Here is a 17,791-nt window from a genome sequence, read left to right on the forward strand (position 1 = left end):
CATGATTTCATTCGGAATTATATCGACCACCGATAGCAAACAAGTAATCCGGCAAAGGGTAACTCAAGCCTTCCTGTTTAGCCTTATGTTCCCCGTGATTGCCTGGATTGTTGATATCCTATCCAGAGGAATCCCCTTTAACTTGACCAGCATCGCAGATATACATGCCACCAATCCCATTCATTGGATTATTGATTTGGCTCCCTTTGTGATTTCCTATGTTACGTGGCTACAGCTTACCCGACACTACCGTAGGATTCTTTTGCTGGAGAGGGAACTCCGGCAGCGCGATGAGGACATTGAGAAAAATGCACGCTTTGCCCAACGCATTGGCGAAGGCGACTATAATGCACCTTTTCAGGTTGGTGGTGACGATGATATCCTTGGAAAGTCGTTGGTTATCATGCGCGACAACCTGCTTGCAAACCAGAAAAAAGAGGCTGAGCAGAACTGGATAACCAAGGGGAAAGATGAAATATCGCACATCCTACGCCTGCACCACAATATTGATGAGCTTTCGTACGACGTACTGGTTAAGCTGATAAACTACATACGAACCATACAGGGAGCAATTTACCTTTACGATGAAGAGAAGCAGAAACTTGTTAACCTTGCCACGTATGCTTACAACCGCCGTAAGTACATTAAGCAGGAGTTTCGTATTGGCGAGGGGCTTATAGGCGAGTGCGCCTACGAGCGTGAATTTATTTACCGAACCGAGGTACCCGATAATTATGTCACCATTACCTCAGGTATTTTGGGCGATCGTAAACCCAAAAGTTTGCTGCTTGTACCCCTTATCACCGATGAGAAACTTGAGGGAGTTTTAGAATTTGCCTCGCTTGACGATGAGATACCCGAACTGACCATTCGATTCCTGAAAGAGGTGGGTGAAATAATAGCCCGCACCATCTTTAACCTGCGCATAAACCAGAAAACTGAAAAATTGCTGCAGGAAGCCCAGCAAATGGCTCAAGAACTCAAGGAGAACGAGGAAGAACTTCGCCAGAATGCCGAGGAGATGAAGATAACTCAAGAAGAACTTGAGATATCGAATGCTAAGCTCGAAGCTAAAATCCAGGAAGTTGAAAATGCCCAAAAACGTTTACACTCGCTCCTTGAAAACGCATCGGAAATTATATGGATATATAATAGCGAAAAACAGCTAACCTACATAAGCCCCTCGGTAACCAAAATTTTAGGGTATACCCCGCAGGAAATGATGAGCGGCAAGGATATCGATCGCCTAACCCGCAAGGGCGAAGCCGCTTTTAACGAAATGTTTGAGCAACTCCTGGAGAATCCCCGTATTGCTATCACCATCCAGTACACCTTTATGAAAAAGGATGGTGAAAAGATTTTCCTTGAAGTAACCGGTCGTAATTTGCTCGACGACCCTGCCATTGGCGGTATAATCATCAACTCACGCGATATTACTGAACGTAAACGCGCCGAGAAAGAGGAGCGCATGCGTAGCAAAATGCAATCGCTTTCCGAGAACTCCCCCGATATTATCATGCGCGTAAACCCAACCGGGCAATTCTTCTATGCAAACCCCATGGTGGAAACCTACCTAGGAATTGACTACAGGGAATTGGTTAACCAAACAATAACCGCGCTTGACGGTATTCCGGTGCTTTCGAACTTTATTCGCGAAGCCATAAAAACCATTAAGGTTGAAAAGGAAAAGTACGAAGGCGAAATTACTTTTACCACCAACCGGGGCGAAACGGTAATGCACATTGTTGGCATCCCTGAATTCAATGAGAACGAGCTTGAGACCATACTGTTTGTTGCCCACGATATAACCGAGCAAAAGCAAACCGAAAGGGAAATTCAGGAAAAGAACCGCAAAATCACCGAAAGTATTAACTACGCCCAGCGTATTCAAACATCAATCCTACCAAATAACAGAATCATTAGGCAGTACCTGCCCAAATCGTTCATTTACTACCATCCCAGAGATGTTGTTAGCGGCGACTTCCCCTGGTTCTTCATTAAGGATGATTTCATTTACATAGCTGCTGTTGACTGTACTGGCCATGGGGTTCCAGGCGCTCTGCTCTCCTTTATTGGCTACTTTACACTGAACAACGTGGTTGACCACGACTCATCGTACACAGCCGGTCAAATACTTGACCATCTACATTTTGGGGTTCGTAAAACCCTTAAGCAGGATCGCCCCGATGCCGATGCCCGCGATGGTATGGATATTGCTTTTTGCAAAATCAACCCCAAAAACAAGGAACTCCAGTATGCAGGGGCTCACCGTCCGCTTTACCTTGTACGGAATGGAGAACTAACTGAATACAAGGGCGACCGCAAAGCAATTGGCGGTATTCCTCATCCCAAAAAGGCCGAAGAACCATTTACCAACTATATTATAGAGTATAAACCGGGCGACAGGGTATTCTTCTTTTCCGATGGTATAGTTGACCAGGTTGGTGGCCCTGAAAAGAAAAAGTTTGGAGCTCAAAGTATTCGTGATATCATTATGAACAACCAAAAAACACCGATTCACGAACTTAACGACGTGTTTGCAAAAGCACTTACCGATTACCAGGGTGAAAATAAACAGGTTGACGATATACTTTTAATTGGTATTGAATTTTAAAAATGTAATATATTTGTAACTCATATAACTCATCGGGCTATGGATCGAAAAAACATTAAAGGGTTTCTTGAGTTCGTTTACGACTTTTACAAGTCGATGAAGGCTCATGAAATTACTCTCGTTTACGAGGGTGAAATAACCCATCAAATAACCAAAGCCTTCACCTCCCTTACCGAGTCAAATATGGCCAAGGAGGAGGAGTCGAACTCCGTTCAGAAAAAGGTTTTCCATGTAATGGTGGAATGCCTCCAGAACATCAGCAAACATGCCGATAGTTTCGGCTCCGACGATTTTCTGTTTGCTGGCCGTGGTATTTTCATGGTTAGCAAAGGCGATTCGGAATACCACGTTACTACTGGCAATGTGATTGAAAACTCCAAGATTGAGGAACTCTCAAAAATCCTTGATCACATTAACTCGCTCGACAAGGAGGGATTGAAGCAACTCTACAAAACCCAGATGCGCGAAGGCCGCCTTTCCGAAAAGGGTGGAGCCGGATTGGGTTTCATTGACATAGCCCGAAAAACCGGAAGGAAGCTTGAGTACCACTTCCTCCCCATCGACGAGGAAACCCATTTCTTTGTTTTAACTTCAACCATTTCAAGATCAGAATAACAGTACCGATATGGAAACCATAAAAATAATGGGGACCGATGATACCCCAACCGTAATTCTGGATGCTCAAAACGAAATCTTCGAAATCTCGGGTCGTTCCTTGCCCGAGGACGTTACTGCATTCTACGATCCAATTCTGCAGTGGCTCGATGACTACTCAGCAGCGCCAAAACCCAAAACCATCTTTACCTTTAAGCTGGTGTACTTTAACACGGCCAGCTCTAAGCTGCTCCTCGATATTCTGATGAAACTTGAACAGCTCAAGGAGGGCGGTCACGACGTACTTGTGCGTTGGTACTACCCTGAAGACGACGAGGATATGCAGGAAGCTGGCGAGGAGTACGCCGATATAGTTGATGTTCCTTTTGAACAAATTGGCTACACATTGAGTTAGATTCTTTTCCCTTTTTTAGCCCAAGTGAAGAAGAATGAGTGAGGAGATTCTCAAAGCGTTAATGCAACTCTTTGCAATTATTGCAAAGCAGGACGAAGGTGTTGAGCTCAAGGAGCGTGACTATGTTGTTAATTTCCTCACCCAGCAACTCAACGATGAGGCAGTAAAGGAATACATCAGACTCTTTGATGAGCATGCAGGCCTTCTCGACAAAGAAGACAATGCCGAAAACGATGAGGAAAAGGGCAAACGAAAACTTACTTCGGTAAAGGATTCCGTTCGTATTCTGGGTATTTGTAAGAAAATCAACAAAACTCTTACCCAGAAACAAAAAATTGTTGTTCTGGTTCGATTGTACGAGCTTATCAATGCCGACCGCAAGTTTACTGAACAACGAATGGCTATCATCAATACCGTAGCCGAAGTATTTAAGCTTACCAAGGAAGAAATATCGGATATTGAAAATTTTGTTATAAAAAATTCACCCGAAGAGTTAGACATTCCAAGTATTTTAACCATTCACGATAAACCCTTTACGGGCAAAAACTGCAAGCACATTGGCACCGAAGCCCTGGATGGTTACATATATATTCTCCAGATAAAAAGCGAGGACCTTTACTTCCTCCGGTATACAGGCAATGAGGATATTTACCTTAACGGATTACCCATTCACAACCGCCGCATCTATCTTTTTGCCAGCGGGAGTTCACTTAAACTACCTAAAGGGAAGCCGGTTTACTACACCGATGTAGTTTCCCACTTCCTGGCCGACTCCACATCAATCCGCATTTCTTACAAGGTAGAAAATGTAGGTTTCCAGTTCAAAACAGGCGATATTGGTTTAAGGAATATCTCCTTCTCGGAAGGACACGGCAAACTGGTTGGAATCATGGGCGCTAGTGGTGCTGGTAAAACCACACTGCTAAACGTACTTGCTGGTATCGAAAAGCCTACCACAGGCCGTGTTATTGTTAACGGCTACGACCTTCACAATGAAAAGGAGAAACTTGAAGGTGTTATTGGCGTTATCCCGCAAGACGATTTGCTCATTGAGGAGTTAACCGTATTTGAAAACCTATACTACAACGCAAAGCTTTGCTTTAAGGATAAAACGGAGGAGGAACTGGTAGCCCTTGTGGATAAAACCCTTGCAAATCTTGGTCTTTTAGAGCGTAAAAACCTCAAGGTTGGAACCCCGCTCAACAAGATGATATCGGGCGGTCAGCGTAAAAGGTTAAACATAGCCCTTGAGCTAATTCGCGAACCCTCCATCCTTTTTGTTGATGAGCCCACCTCGGGGCTTTCGTCGCGCGACTCAGAAAACGTAATGGACCTACTCCGTGAGCTAACGCTCAAGGGTAAGCTCATATTTGTGGTAATTCACCAGCCCTCATCGGACATCTACAAAATGTTCGATAACATGGTTATTCTGGATACAGGCGGATACATGATTTACTACGGCAACCCTGTTGAGGCCGTGATGTATTTCAAACGTCTTGATATGCAGATTAATAGCGATGTTGGCGAATGCCCTGTTTGTGGTAATGTAAACCCGGAACTTATCTTCAACATCATTGAGGCACGCGTAGTTGACGAATTTGGCCGTTACACTCCCATACGCAAGGTCTCGCCCCAGAAGTGGGAGGAACAATTCCGTGAAAACATTAAGCTATCCCACATCCCCGATGAGAAAGCTGAGCCACCCAAAACCCTAAACATCCCGTCGCGGTTTAAACAGTTCCTCATCTACACCAAGCGCGACTTCATGTCCAAGGTAAGCAACACCCAGTACATTGTCCTTAACCTGCTTGAGACCCCAATTTTAGCTTTCATTCTGGCTTACGTTATTCGCTACATTGCCGACCCAAACTCTGACATTTACATCTTTTACGAGAACGAGAATATCCCCATATACCTATTTATGGCACTAATTGTAGCCCTGTTTATTGGCTTAACGGTTAGCGCCGAGGAAATTTTCCGCGACCGTAAAATACTTAAACGCGAGGCTTTCCTTAACCTGAGCCGGTCGAGTTACCTTTTCTCCAAAATAACACTCCTGCTGGTACTCTCGGCCATCCAAACTGCAACCTTTGTTATTATTGCCAACAGCATTCTGGAAATCAGGGGCATGTACTTTGACTACTGGTTGGTGCTTTTCAGCACAGCTGTTTGTGCAAATCTGCTTGGCCTCAATATCTCCGCAACATTTAACTCTGCCATTACCATCTACATCGTAATCCCTCTGCTCATGATTCCCATGATGGTACTCTCAGGTGCAATGTTCAGCTTTGAGAAGCTCAACCGTTCAGTGGGAAGCTTTAACCGGGTACCACTCATTGCTGAGTTCATGATTACCAAATGGGGTTATGAGGCACTTGTTGTTCACCAGTATAAGGATAATGCCTTCCAAAAAATTTTCTACGACATCGACAAGGTAATCAATAATGCCAACTACAAAACGGTTTACTATATCGATGAGCTGGAAAAGCGCGCTACCGACCTCATTGATTTATTGCCCCAAAAGGACAACCCTGAAGCACAGAAAAAGATTGCCGATAGGCTAGCTGTGCTTCGCAAAGCCATTATTAATGAAACCTCATACGAATCGCCTTCAATAACCTTTGATAAACTCAATAAACTAACAATTAATACAATAGACGAAACAACCGTTTACGCCATATTCGACTACCTCGACAGGCTTAAGAGCCACTACTCCGATATCTATAGCACCCAGTCGCAGAAGCGCGAGCGAATGATATCATTCCTCGTAAATAATAACCGGGAACTCTACGAGGCCAAGCGTCGTGCCTACGATAACGAGAGCCTTGCCGACCTGGCAACAAAAACCTTTGAAAAGAACAAGATTGTGCAATACGGCGATGAGCTGGTTCAGCAGTATGATCCTGTTTACCGCGACCCAATCCCAAGGCATTACCTCGATTTTCGTTCACATTTCTTAGCTCCCCGTAAGCATTTTCTTGGCATGTATTTTGATACTTTCTGGTTTAACCTGGTGATCATTTGGCTTATGACCATAGTACTATACATAACCCTTTACTACGAATCGCTAAAAAAATTGCTCGATTTTTTGGGGAAAATTAAAATTCCAACTCTAAAAAAATAAAATTTTGTATCTTTACTTTTCGAAACAGGATATTAAAATGAAAAAACTGCGTTTTATATACTACCTATCGCTGTTTGCAATACTTTCACAAGTTATTACCGCTTGCAACTCGTGTAGCAAACAAGGGGTTGATGTGACACAGGATTTATATGTTCCTGACTCAGTGATTGAGGTTGCACCGCCCCAGGTAAGCAAAGCGGTTACTGAGCAAATGATGCAAAATATTTCATCGCCAGTTGAAACAGCGGCACTTATTAAAGGGTTAAAAATACCCTTCAATAAAAACTTTCTGGCCAGCACCAAGCAAGCCGAAAAGTTCAACACAAACTTTGAGAAAGCATTTGCCCTTGGGCTTTATGGTTGCGATTTGGGTTACCTCAACATGTACGAAAAAACCTCGTTTGTGGTCGATTACATCTCAACCATTAAGCGCTTAGCCGATGATATTCAGGTAGGTCAATTCTTTGACTTTAATACCCTGAAACGCCTGGCCACCAATAATGAAAACCTGGACTCACTAATCCTTATCTCACAGCAAAGCTTCAACCGTATTGATAACTATTTGGCTGAAACAAACCGCTCAATGCTAAGCGCTGTAATTGTAGCTGGTGTTTGGGTTGAGGGGGCTTACCTTTCGAGCCGCGTGGCTCAAATTAGCAATCACCCAAGAATTAGGGAAACCATTGGAGAACAAAAAACCATTCTCAACTTCCTGCTTGCCCTCCTAAAGGTTTACGATAAAGATCCCAGCATGGCAAAGCTTATAACCGATTTTGAAAACATCAAAAAGATATACGATGAGGTAAAAATTACTTATGAAGTTGGAGAACCTGAAATGGTGGAGGAAAACGGAGTTTTGACCTTCAAGCAAACCGATAAGCAAATAATTCAAATGGACGATGAACTCTACCAAAGGTTGATTGTGGGTATACAGGAATTACGTAACGATTTATTAAAACTGTAAGAAATTTTCAGCTATGAAAAAGATATTATTCTCGTTATTGGTGGTGTTGATGGGTGTTACCTATTTTAACAAAGTAAATGCCCAATCGGAAGAGGAGTTGGTGCAAATCTGCACCATGGTAGCCGGCGATGCCGAATACCTAAAGGATTTCCGTATTAAGCTCGATGCTGGCGACCCTCCCCCTGTTCAACGATTTCCAATTCTCCTGAAAAAGGATATCAAGTATCGCTTCACGGTTTGCAACTCCAAGGACTACGAAGGAAAGGTAATTCTGCAGCTTTTTGACAATAACAGGCAGCTGGCTACAACCTATATAGTTGCCACGGGTAAGGATTACCCATATATAGATTGGGTATGTACCAAAACTGGAGCCTACCATTTGGTTTACTCCTTCAGGGATGGGAAAGCGGGACTGGCCGTTGGCTTACTCTCCATGGTAGGAACAATGTAAGAAATACACTAAATATTCAACAAAAAAACCGCCTAAAAGGCGGTTTTTTTTATTGACTACTAATTTCCTCTAAAAATGTTTCAGTATCAACATTTTATTAGCCCAAATTATTTTGTTAGTTCATGGAACTTGAGTTTCACTTTTCACAATTCTTCTAACTTCCTCTAACTCCATCATATTCTGTCTATTCCGACTCATTCCGATTCATTCCGACCCATTCCCGCCTCAAACATTGCGTTTCACGGCTCACGATTCACGTTTCACGGACTCTAACTTCCTCTAACTCCATCATATTCTGCCTATTCCGATTCATTCCGACCCATTCCTCAAAAATCATGGCACTTGGGTTAATTTTTCTCTACCTCCAGTACAAGATCTTTTACCTTACTCCAGCGGGCAACATCCATTTTTGGACCAAGCACCTCAATAACATGCCCGGATAGAATAGCCCCTATTTCACCACACTTAAGGAGTGAAAGGCCTTTTGATAATCCGTAAAGGAACCCTGCTGCGTACAAATCGCCAGCTCCGGTGGTGTCGATACTTGAAACTTCAATTACTCCAACCTCATAGGTTGTTTCACCTTGCTTAATGATAGAGCCATCGGCCCCCAGCTTTACAACAGCAATATCGGCCAGCTTTCCAAGCTCATTCAATGCCTCAACGGGCATTTTACCCGTAAATGCTTTTGCCTCTTCCTCGTTGGCAAATACAATATCAACATAGTTTTCAACTATTTCGCGGAGGAAATCACGGTTCTCCTCAACTACATTATAGCTTGCCAAATCCAGCGAAATGCTGCAACCACTCTGTTTGGCAAGTTCCACTGCTTTCCTTACAAGACTATGGTTTTGCACCAGGTAACCCTCAATATGAAAATGGGTGTACCCACTAAATAGTGAGGGGTTAAGGTCGTTAGGGGTCATTTCAATGGCTGCACCAAGGTAAACAGCAAAGGTGCGCTCGGAATCGGGGGTGATAAAGGCCAATGCCCTACCCGACTCGGCGTTACCCTTAAGCATTATGGGATTTATCCCATTCTGCGTCATATCGTTAGCAAAAGCCTGGCCAAACGAGTCGTCGCCCACCTTGCCAATGAAAGCTGTACTCATGCCAAGATTTGCCAAGCCGTGAATGGTGTTAGCAGCGCTTCCGCCTGCGGCAAGGGTACGGGGGAGCCCCTCGGTCTGGGCCAGTATGATTTGCATGCGCTCAGCATCAACCAGCTGCATGCTTCCTTTGGGTAAATTCAGCTCAAAGAGTTTTGCATCGTTTGGTAGCTGCACAAGGATATCAACCAATGCATTCCCAAGTCCAAGAAACTTTGCCATAATCTATCAGCGGTTTAATCAGATGGTAAATATACAAAAAAATAAAACCCCGATTTTCATCGGGGTTTGCTCCTCATCTAGGACTTGAACCTAGGACCCCCTGATTAACAGTCAGGTGCTCTAACCAACTGAGCTAATGAGGAGTGCTGTTCTGTTATTGCGGTGCAAAAATAATATTTTTTGAGAATACGAACCAAATTTTTTAAAATAAATTTTATCCAAATTGCCCAATACCACTAAACTACAACATTCTGAGGGTTTTGCAAAATCCACTTTTGGATATTGTCCAGAACAATACTTGCCCGCTTGCCGATTGCCTCGTGGGTGGCATAGGCAATGTGGGGTAGTAAAATAGTATTGGGGGCTTTAAGCAATGGGTGATCGGCCTCAATGGGTGGCTCATGCTCATATACATCAATAGCAGCCCCGGCTATCTTCCCTTGCTGAAGGGCTGTACTTAAAGCCATACAATCGACAATGCTGCCCCTGGCGGTGTTAATAATCACCGCCGCTGGCTTCATCAGGCTTATCAGCGACTTATTAACTAAACCCACCGTTTGTTGTGTTGCAGGTAGATGGAGCGATAAAATATCGGAGTCTCTGAACAGTTCTTCAAGCTCTACAAAGGATACTCCGGGAGTGGGCTTGGGTGTACGGGTATGAGCTATAACCTTACATCCGTAAGCTAAGGCCAGGTTAGCCACTCGCTGACCAATTGCACCAAACCCTAGTATTCCGAATGTTTTGCCAGCCAGCTCGCCACCTAAGAAACCACTACGGGTGCCCCCGTTACGGGTTACAGCATCAAAAGGAACAATATTGCGGAGCAATGAAACCGCTAAGGCTAACGTTAACTCAGCCACTGCTGTTGTACTATACCCTGCTGCATTACACACGGTAATTGAGTGTTCCCTACAGTAATCGAGCGGAACATGGTCGACCCCGGTAAATGCAACCGAAATTAGCTTAAGCGTGGGGCACGACTGTAGGGTTGATGCTGCAATGGGGTGGTTTGAGATAACAAGCACTTCAGCACCTTGAATGCGCTGCTGCAAATCGGACTGTGAGGCTGGAACGGTATCGAAATACACCACTTCATAGCCATGTTTAAGCATTTCTGCTGCAAACGCTTCTGGCGTTGTCCTGTTAAGCCCTATGGGCTCAGCAAATACTATTCTTTTACTCATTGCTAAACTTTTTTATCAATACTGCTGGTAATGAATACAAACTAGGTGCTCAGAAGGAACCGCCATGGTACCTTTGACCAGTATGGCCCAGCATAGTCAATTCCAATGCGGGGCGTGGTTATGAAACCAGGTGCAACTCCGTTATCCTCTAGCCAAAGGCGATTTGAGGTCACCAAATCTTCACCATAAAAGGATTTGTCAATGGCAAGCAAGCGGGTAAGCTTTCCGGGGCCATCGGCTCCTGTTACCCCCCTTACAAGTACGGCCTGTGGATTGTTTTCAACCGAGGTAACCACATTGAACATCCAGTACATCCCGTAGATAAGGTAAACGTAAACCAGCCCACCCCGTGCGAACATCACCCTGTTACGCTCGGTCATGCCCTTGCTGGCGTGGCAACCCAAATCATCGGTTCCGCGATAGGCCTCAACCTCAGTTATAGTTACCCGTAACTCGTCGCCGCTTTCGAATTTTCGAACCAGTGTTTTGCCCAGCAGGTCTGGGGCCACCTCAAGAACATCGCGCTGGTAGAACTTACTATCGAGCCGCATAATCCTCTTTCTTTACTATTGGGAAACTATGCCCAAAAAGGAAAAGCGCACTGAACACCGCTACAAACGATATGCCTGTATGGGTAAGCATGGTATCCTCAAAAAGCATCGAAATCAAAACCATTACCCAAAAATAGAGAACTGGCATTGCCTTTAAATTCGACGAAAATAAAAAGGGTAGAGATAGCGAAAGCAGGAAAACTGCTAACCCAATAATTCCTGCCGAAGCCCAAATTGTTAAGTACTGATTGTGAGGCATAAACCGGTAGCTCTGTGGTAAATCAACCCTATAAATATCATAGAATTGGTTCATGGCAGTAGGCAAATCGCCGTAACCAACACCAAGTATAGGGCTCCCCTTAATAACGTGCCATGCCGCACGGGCATAAATCAAACGGCGAAGAACAGAACCTCCTGTTAGTGTGCCTGATTGCCTGAACTTATTTAGCTCATAGAAAAACTCGTAGAGTCGGCTATCAAAACCTGTTACCCTCTTTTTGAAAATTGTATTTGTATACCCAAGTTCAACTAAAGCAATATCGGCCGAATCGAGGTGACTTAATCCGACAGAGTCCTTTGTAAGCCCTGCCGATGTTAAGTAGCGTATTAAGGTGCTCCTTAAGGGTTGACCCTTTTTATCGGTTCCATCGTACGATAGATTGCTCCGTTTAGGCCACTCGTTACGTAGTTCATCTTCGCAAATGTTGATATTTACAAGATACCCATTCTCCGTTTCCTTGGATAACAAATCGTGTTGGTAGGGATTTCCATTTACTGTAGTAGTTTTTGGGCTATTTTCCGGGCTAAGCCTAATGGTATTCATGCTATCATACTTATGCAATAAGTACGATAACATAAGAAAAATCAATGTTGATAAACCAGTAATAGTAACAAAGCGAGCAACAGAGCCAAGCCCAAACAGATACTTGATAACAATTAGCACTATCAAAAGAACTAGCATTAAAATGCCGGTAAACGAAGCCAAGAGAAAAAGGAAAAACAGAAACCATATCAAAACAAAGAGATGAAGCAGTACGGCAAGGTTTTTCGTTGGCGGTTGAAGCGCTATAAAGTAAACCATGATGGCAAGGGCAAGATTTACCATCAGTGCAAGCCTAATATGCGATATGAACGGCGATATTTTTCTAATATCGGCTGTATCGCCGGTAAGGTAATTGTAGGTACCTAGTATTGTAACTATAAAAGTGGAAAGAATAAAAAGGCAGAGTAAAAGCCTAAACTCCTTACTGGTTAATTCCTGGGAAGCAGCAATAATTGGTGGTATCAGTAGGACAGGCAGCCAAAGGCGGACAATCTCAAGGCCTAAACGATGATTACTGGAAAGCAATCCGCTAAGCAGGATTGGTAAATACATTGCCATGAAAACCAAAACCATTGGTTGGGACTTCAGCCGTTGTAGCTTTATAGCCCAGTTGCCGCTCAAAAGAAAGTTAACAACCAACGTAATTGTTCCAATGCTTAAACCAATAATTGAGGAGGGTAAACTGCACAGAATTACCACAAGAGCGGCAAGATATACTTTCTGATGGAAATGCTCACCAAACATCAACTCAGTAAATTTTTACAAATATAGTTAATTGGAAGGTAGCCTACTGGTCAACAGCTATTGGTTCTTGATTAATTGAATATGAAAATGTATTAACCCCCTTTAAGCTGTGTAAAACTAACAAATCAGCGTTATCTGCGTTCCCTTGAATTTTCTCTCCGCTTGTCATCCTGAGCGGCCTGTCCCGCCCTGGCGGGGAGCGAAGGATTTCATTTTTAGCGTGCAGTGTGTAGTGAACAGTGTACAGGGGTGGTTGGTGGTTGGTGTTTAGTGTTTGGTTTTTAGTGTTTAGTATTTGGTTAATATTACCTGTGTAAATCTACAAAATCAGCGTAATCTGTATTCTTTTGAATTAACTATCAAACATCAACTAACAACTACTCACACTAAGTCCTATTGGGTTAAGGAGCCTTATTCAAGGGCAAGGGGTATTAGGTTATTTTTTGCAAAAATATCTTCAAGGATAAATTTCGCATTTTTATGTTAAAATATCACCAAGAATTTGATATCGCATTAAATGTTAGTAACTTAAAAGCCTTCCTTATATCATTTTTGTATGAAAGCAAATAATGCACTATCCTGGAAAATCCTGATTTTACTGCTGATGAACTGGTTAGCAATTTCGGGGTTTGCACAAAAGGGAATTCCTTTTATTACCAACTTCACGCTCCCGGTGAGCATGAGCACTGATAACTATCAGGTTGTTCAGGGTGATAACAATATGATATATGTTCTTAACCAGAACGGCATTTTCAGTTTCGATGGGTACAACTGGGAACATCTGCCAGTTGGTGGGCAACCTATGGCAATTACTTATTTAGATAAACTATTTGTAGGTGGCGATAAGGTTCTGGGTTACTTTAAGAAAAATTTGAATGGAATAAATGTTTTTGTACCCATAGAGCAGAATAGAACTGAATTGTTCTACCTTTTTCATCACTTTAACAATATTCTTTACGCTGCCGGTGTTGATGGCATTTATAAAATTCGAAGAGTTGAACCTTACAGGGTTGAAAATTACTATACCGAGAGGGATAGTACCCAAATCATTACCGATATGTTTAGTGTGGGTGAACAATTATTCATCGTAAAAAACAAATCGGCAGTTTTTAGGGTTTACAAACAGGATGCAACACAAATCAATACTTCGGTTCTGGGGAATAGCGAGATACTGTTCTCATTTAAACATAACAATGAACAAATTATTGGAACAAGTTCCAATAGAGTTTTCAAATTTGACGGAAAAACATTCTCGCCAATCATTTTAAAAGACCAGAATTACATTGATGCCAGCTACTTAACAAGCGGTATCTCATTTGATGATAAGTCAATTGCATTATCCACATTAATTGGCGGATGTGTAATTGTAAATACCATTACCGGCGAAACAAGCCATTTCATTAACTACTCCAGCGGTTTGCCCGATGATGAAGTTAACGCAATGGGTAAGGACAGCAACGGAGGACTTTGGTTAGTACATGGAATGGGAATTTCCAGGGTTGATTTATCTGTCCCTATCTCGTCGTACCATCACATTTCGGGACTGCAGGGAAACATTCTATCTACAGTAAAGTTTAATGGTTCATTATACGTGGGAACCAGCGATGGGCTATATAGGCTAACTGAAGTACAGAATTACTCTACCAAAACCATTCAGTTCACTACCCAAAAACCCGTTGTAAAAAAAGTAAAACAAGCTGTTCAGCCACAACCCCCTCAGGAACCTGAAAAAGACCAACAGACAACTGCAAAGAAAAAAGGCCTATTTGCCAGAATCTTTGGTGGGGAACGAGCAGAGCAAATGCCAATGGAACCTAGCCAAATCCAAACCAATGAAATTGAAACCGAGCAAATAGAATACGAAAAAAAAGTAATTAAAAGGAAAGAGCGATTGTTGCTCTCAAGCAACTTTATTTACCAAAAAATTAGTGGGATAAGTGGTAAAATTAGCGCGCTTCAGACCTGGAACAATATTCTTTTAATAGCGTCGAGCACCGGATTATACTATATTGGCATGGCTGATCCAAAACCCATTATTCCCAGCCAATATATTTTTAGCATCAATCCAAGTGTTTTCGATAAAAATGTCCTATACATTGGTTCGTGGGGAACACTTTACCGAATTAAATACGAAGAAGGCAATTTAAACCCAAAGGCGGTATTAAAACTTAATAACGAAAAAATTACATCGGTTTCGGAGATAACCGAATCGGAAATAGTTTTTACAACTGATTATAAAGTGTACAAAGCAACTAATATTAACTCAGGTAACCCCAAACTGATTCCCATTTCCGAAGGTAAATACTCGGTTGTATCGCCTGTTGTACGAAAGGTAGGTGCTGAATACCTGATTATTACCCCTACAAGGATATTTAAGTTTTACCATACTGCCGATAGCATTGGTGCACATCCCGAATATGCCCAACAAACCAATTACAAGGCATTCTACTCTAGCCCCGAGCAAACCTGGTTAAGAGCCGGACAGATTTGGTACACCTTCCCAAAAACGGAACAGAATCAAAGGATTGCAAAATACATTGGATTGCTTGACCGGGTTAACTCTATAAGCTATGCCGATAGCAACGAGGTTTGGGTGGTAAATGGTTTTAGCCAGCTATACAAAATCTACCCAACCAAGCAAAACGATACCCTTAAAGCGGTTAACCTTTTCGTAAAACAGGTTTTGGATAAATCAGGGAATAGCCTTAACACCAATTACGTTGAGCTGGAAGCTAACAACAATGCATTTAAGATTAAGCTGGGTGCACCCTTCTACCTGAAGGAGAAAGGCGTGGAATACCAGTTCAAGCTTAAGGGGCTTATGTCCGAGTGGTCCGACTGGGGTAATGTTCCAGAAAAAGACTTCCCATACTTCCCTCCGGGAAACCACGTCCTGCAGATTCGGGCCCGCGACGCCATGAATAATATAAGCGATATTAAGGAGTACTCGTTTAGCGTTACCCCTCCATTCTACCAAACAATTTGGTTTTACTCACTGGTTGCAGCCATTGCTGTTGCTCTTATTGTAGTAATTATTAGAGCTAGGGAGAAAAACCTCATCAAGGAAAAACAAATCCTTGAACAAAAGGTAAAGGAAAGGACAAAAACCATTGAGGAGCAAAAGAACGCCATTGAGAAACAGCGCGATGAGCTTAAAGTGTTGAACCAGGAAATTCTACAGCAGAAGGAGGAAATTGAAGCGCAACGCGATGAAATAACATCGCAACGTGACCAAATAATATCGCAGAACCAGGATATCATTAAGAGTATTTCGTATGCCCGACGAATACAAACAGCCGTAATGCCAAGCAAGGAAGTTGCCGACATGATACTTAAGGATTACTTTATTTTACTTAAACCCCGCGATATTGTTAGTGGCGATTTCTACTGGATGACCCAGAAAGGGAGCAAAATAATTGTAGCCGCTGCCGATTGTACCGGGCATGGAGTACCCGGCGCATTTATGAGCTTGCTGGGAATTACCCTCCTTACCGAGATTGTTAAAAATACCAACGATGTTCGCCCTCACATTCTGCTGAATGAGCTAAGAACCAATATCAAAAAAGCCCTAGCGCAGGTGGGCAAGGAAAACGAAACAAAAGATGGAATGGACGTTGCCCTAAGCGTAATTGATTACGATACTAGCACCCTCCTGTTTGCCGGTGCGTACAATCCGCTCTACCTGATTAGAGACAGAAAATTGATTGAGTACAAGGGTGATAAAATGCCTGTTGGAGTACATATAAACGAGGTAGAATCATTTACCCTCCATGAGATTGAGATAAAAAAGAACGATTGCATATACATGTTCTCCGATGGGTATGTTGACCAGTTTGGCGGGCCCGATAACCGCAAGTTTATGTCAAAGAACTTCAAGGAACTCTTGCTTAGTATCTCCGAAAAGAATATGACAGAGCAAAAAACAATTCTTGACGACACCATTGACCAATGGATTGGCCCCCACGACCAACTCGACGATATACTGGTAATGGGAATACGGCTATAGAACCCGGAACAGAACTGGTTCATTGTTGCTAATACCCGCCCGCACTGAATTACATTAAACACCTTTATATTAAACCCCTTTAAACCGTGTAAAGCTAACAAATCAGCGTAATCTACGTTCTACAAAACTCACTATCATTCATCAACGAACAATTTCAAGTGTTAAGTAGAGTAGTATGAAAAAATTAAAAGTTCATTTGATGATTAATGAAAATATTATATTTTTGAATAAACCTTACAAAAAGTACGGTTATACACCCAAAATAGATGTATATAATTACTTTTGGTACGGTTATAAACGAGTTGTGCACCATAAGAAAAAGACCGCAACCATCATATTAACCTTAAAAATTTAGAAACATGACAAGACGAGTTTTTTATAGTTTTCACTACAAACCTGATAACTGGAGAGCTTCTCAGGTTAGAAATATTGGAAAAGTAGAAGGTAATAAACCTGCTTCGGATAACGATTGGGAAACTGTTACAAAAGGCGGAGACAAAGCCATTCAAAAATGGATTGATGACCAACTTAATGGTCGTTCGTGTACCATAGTTTTGATTGGAGAAAATACTGCTGGTCGTAAATGGATAAAGTATGAAATAGAAAAATCTTGGAATGACGGAAAAGGTTTGCTGGGTATTTATATCCACAATCTGAAAAATTCAGCAGGAGAACAATCAAATAAAGGCAAAAATCCTTTTGATGATTTTACAATGCAAAGGGATAATAAAAAACTATCAAGTATCGTAAAGACTTATGACCCGCCATACACAACAAGCAAAAATGTTTATGATTATATAAGCGAGCATATTGAAGATTGGATTGAGACTGCAATCCAGATTCGAAATGATTATTAAAAGAGAAAAAATGTCAACTGACTTCACATCCGTCCAAAATAAAATTTTGTAGATAAAAAATGGGAGTTGGAAATATCCCCGTTAAGGGATAGTTTTACATTGACCCAAAAACCAACTCCCATGGTAAAGT

At 42.4% G+C, this 17,791-nt stretch carries 12 protein-coding genes and 1 tRNA gene; 8 read left to right on the plus strand and 5 right to left on the minus strand.

Going from position 1 to position 17,791, the window contains the following annotated elements; all coding sequences use genetic code 11:
* The first annotated feature begins 1 nt into the window (after position 1).
* The 6 genes from WHS63_RS04305 to WHS63_RS04330 are packed head-to-tail and all read left to right on the plus strand — an operon-like array spanning position 2 to position 8,162.
* Positions 2 to 2,614, plus strand: coding sequence for a PAS domain S-box protein (locus WHS63_RS04305; RefSeq protein ID WP_445204048.1), 2,613 nt, complete (start codon positions 2 to 4; stop codon positions 2,612 to 2,614).
* 39 nt (positions 2,615 to 2,653) lie between these two features.
* The gene (locus tag WHS63_RS04310; protein WP_369488788.1) at positions 2,654 to 3,229 is read left to right on the plus strand and encodes a SiaB family protein kinase; all 576 of its coding nucleotides are present in this window, start codon (positions 2,654 to 2,656) and stop codon (positions 3,227 to 3,229) included.
* Positions 3,230 to 3,239: 10 nt separating this feature from the next.
* A complete protein-coding gene (locus WHS63_RS04315; RefSeq protein ID WP_369488790.1) occupies positions 3,240 to 3,623 on the plus strand; it encodes a DUF1987 domain-containing protein in 384 nt (127 codons plus the stop codon).
* Between the two features lie 34 nt (positions 3,624 to 3,657).
* A complete protein-coding gene (locus WHS63_RS04320; protein WP_445204049.1) occupies positions 3,658 to 6,747 on the plus strand; it encodes an ATP-binding cassette domain-containing protein in 3,090 nt (1,029 codons plus the stop codon).
* A 37-nt stretch (positions 6,748 to 6,784) separates the two neighbouring features.
* The gene (locus WHS63_RS04325; protein ID WP_445204050.1) at positions 6,785 to 7,711 is read left to right on the plus strand and encodes a hypothetical protein; all 927 of its coding nucleotides are present in this window, start codon (positions 6,785 to 6,787) and stop codon (positions 7,709 to 7,711) included.
* Positions 7,712 to 7,724: 13 nt separating this feature from the next.
* Complete coding sequence (locus WHS63_RS04330; protein ID WP_369488795.1) at positions 7,725 to 8,162, plus strand: hypothetical protein; 438 nt, start codon at positions 7,725 to 7,727, stop codon at positions 8,160 to 8,162.
* A gap of 347 nt (positions 8,163 to 8,509) precedes the next feature.
* On the opposite strand, the gene WHS63_RS04335 is transcribed toward WHS63_RS04330, so the two are convergent.
* The 5 genes from WHS63_RS04335 to WHS63_RS04355 form a co-directional block, all read right to left on the minus strand.
* A complete protein-coding gene (locus WHS63_RS04335; protein ID WP_445204051.1) occupies positions 8,510 to 9,493 on the minus strand; it encodes an adenosine kinase in 984 nt (327 codons plus the stop codon).
* A 69-nt stretch (positions 9,494 to 9,562) separates the two neighbouring features.
* A tRNA-Asn gene (locus WHS63_RS04340) sits at positions 9,563 to 9,636 on the minus strand.
* Between the two features lie 93 nt (positions 9,637 to 9,729).
* Positions 9,730 to 10,680, minus strand: coding sequence for an NAD(P)-dependent oxidoreductase (locus WHS63_RS04345; protein WP_445204052.1), 951 nt, complete (start codon positions 10,678 to 10,680; stop codon positions 9,730 to 9,732).
* Positions 10,681 to 10,721: 41 nt separating this feature from the next.
* On the minus strand, positions 10,722 to 11,231 hold the full coding sequence (locus WHS63_RS04350; RefSeq protein ID WP_445204053.1) for a DNA-3-methyladenine glycosylase: 510 nt from the start codon (positions 11,229 to 11,231) through the stop codon (positions 10,722 to 10,724).
* Positions 11,218 to 12,798: an O-antigen ligase family protein gene (locus WHS63_RS04355; protein ID WP_445204054.1), complete on the minus strand. Its 1,581-nt coding sequence runs from the start codon at positions 12,796 to 12,798 to the stop codon at positions 11,218 to 11,220. The genes WHS63_RS04350 and WHS63_RS04355 overlap by 14 nt, the downstream gene beginning before the upstream one ends.
* A gap of 556 nt (positions 12,799 to 13,354) precedes the next feature.
* Between WHS63_RS04355 and WHS63_RS04360 the strand changes: the two genes are divergently transcribed.
* Both WHS63_RS04360 and WHS63_RS04365 read left to right on the plus strand, forming a co-directional pair.
* On the plus strand, positions 13,355 to 16,804 hold the full coding sequence (locus WHS63_RS04360; RefSeq protein WP_445204055.1) for a SpoIIE family protein phosphatase: 3,450 nt from the start codon (positions 13,355 to 13,357) through the stop codon (positions 16,802 to 16,804).
* 359 nt (positions 16,805 to 17,163) lie between these two features.
* Positions 17,164 to 17,661, plus strand: coding sequence for a TIR domain-containing protein (locus WHS63_RS04365; RefSeq protein WP_445204056.1), 498 nt, complete (start codon positions 17,164 to 17,166; stop codon positions 17,659 to 17,661).
* The last annotated feature ends 130 nt before the right edge of the window (positions 17,662 to 17,791 follow it).

The sequence above is a fragment of the Tenuifilum sp. genome, from assembly GCF_037481895.1.
In the GTDB taxonomy this organism is placed as follows: Bacteria; Bacteroidota; Bacteroidia; order Bacteroidales; family Tenuifilaceae; genus Tenuifilum; species Tenuifilum osseticum.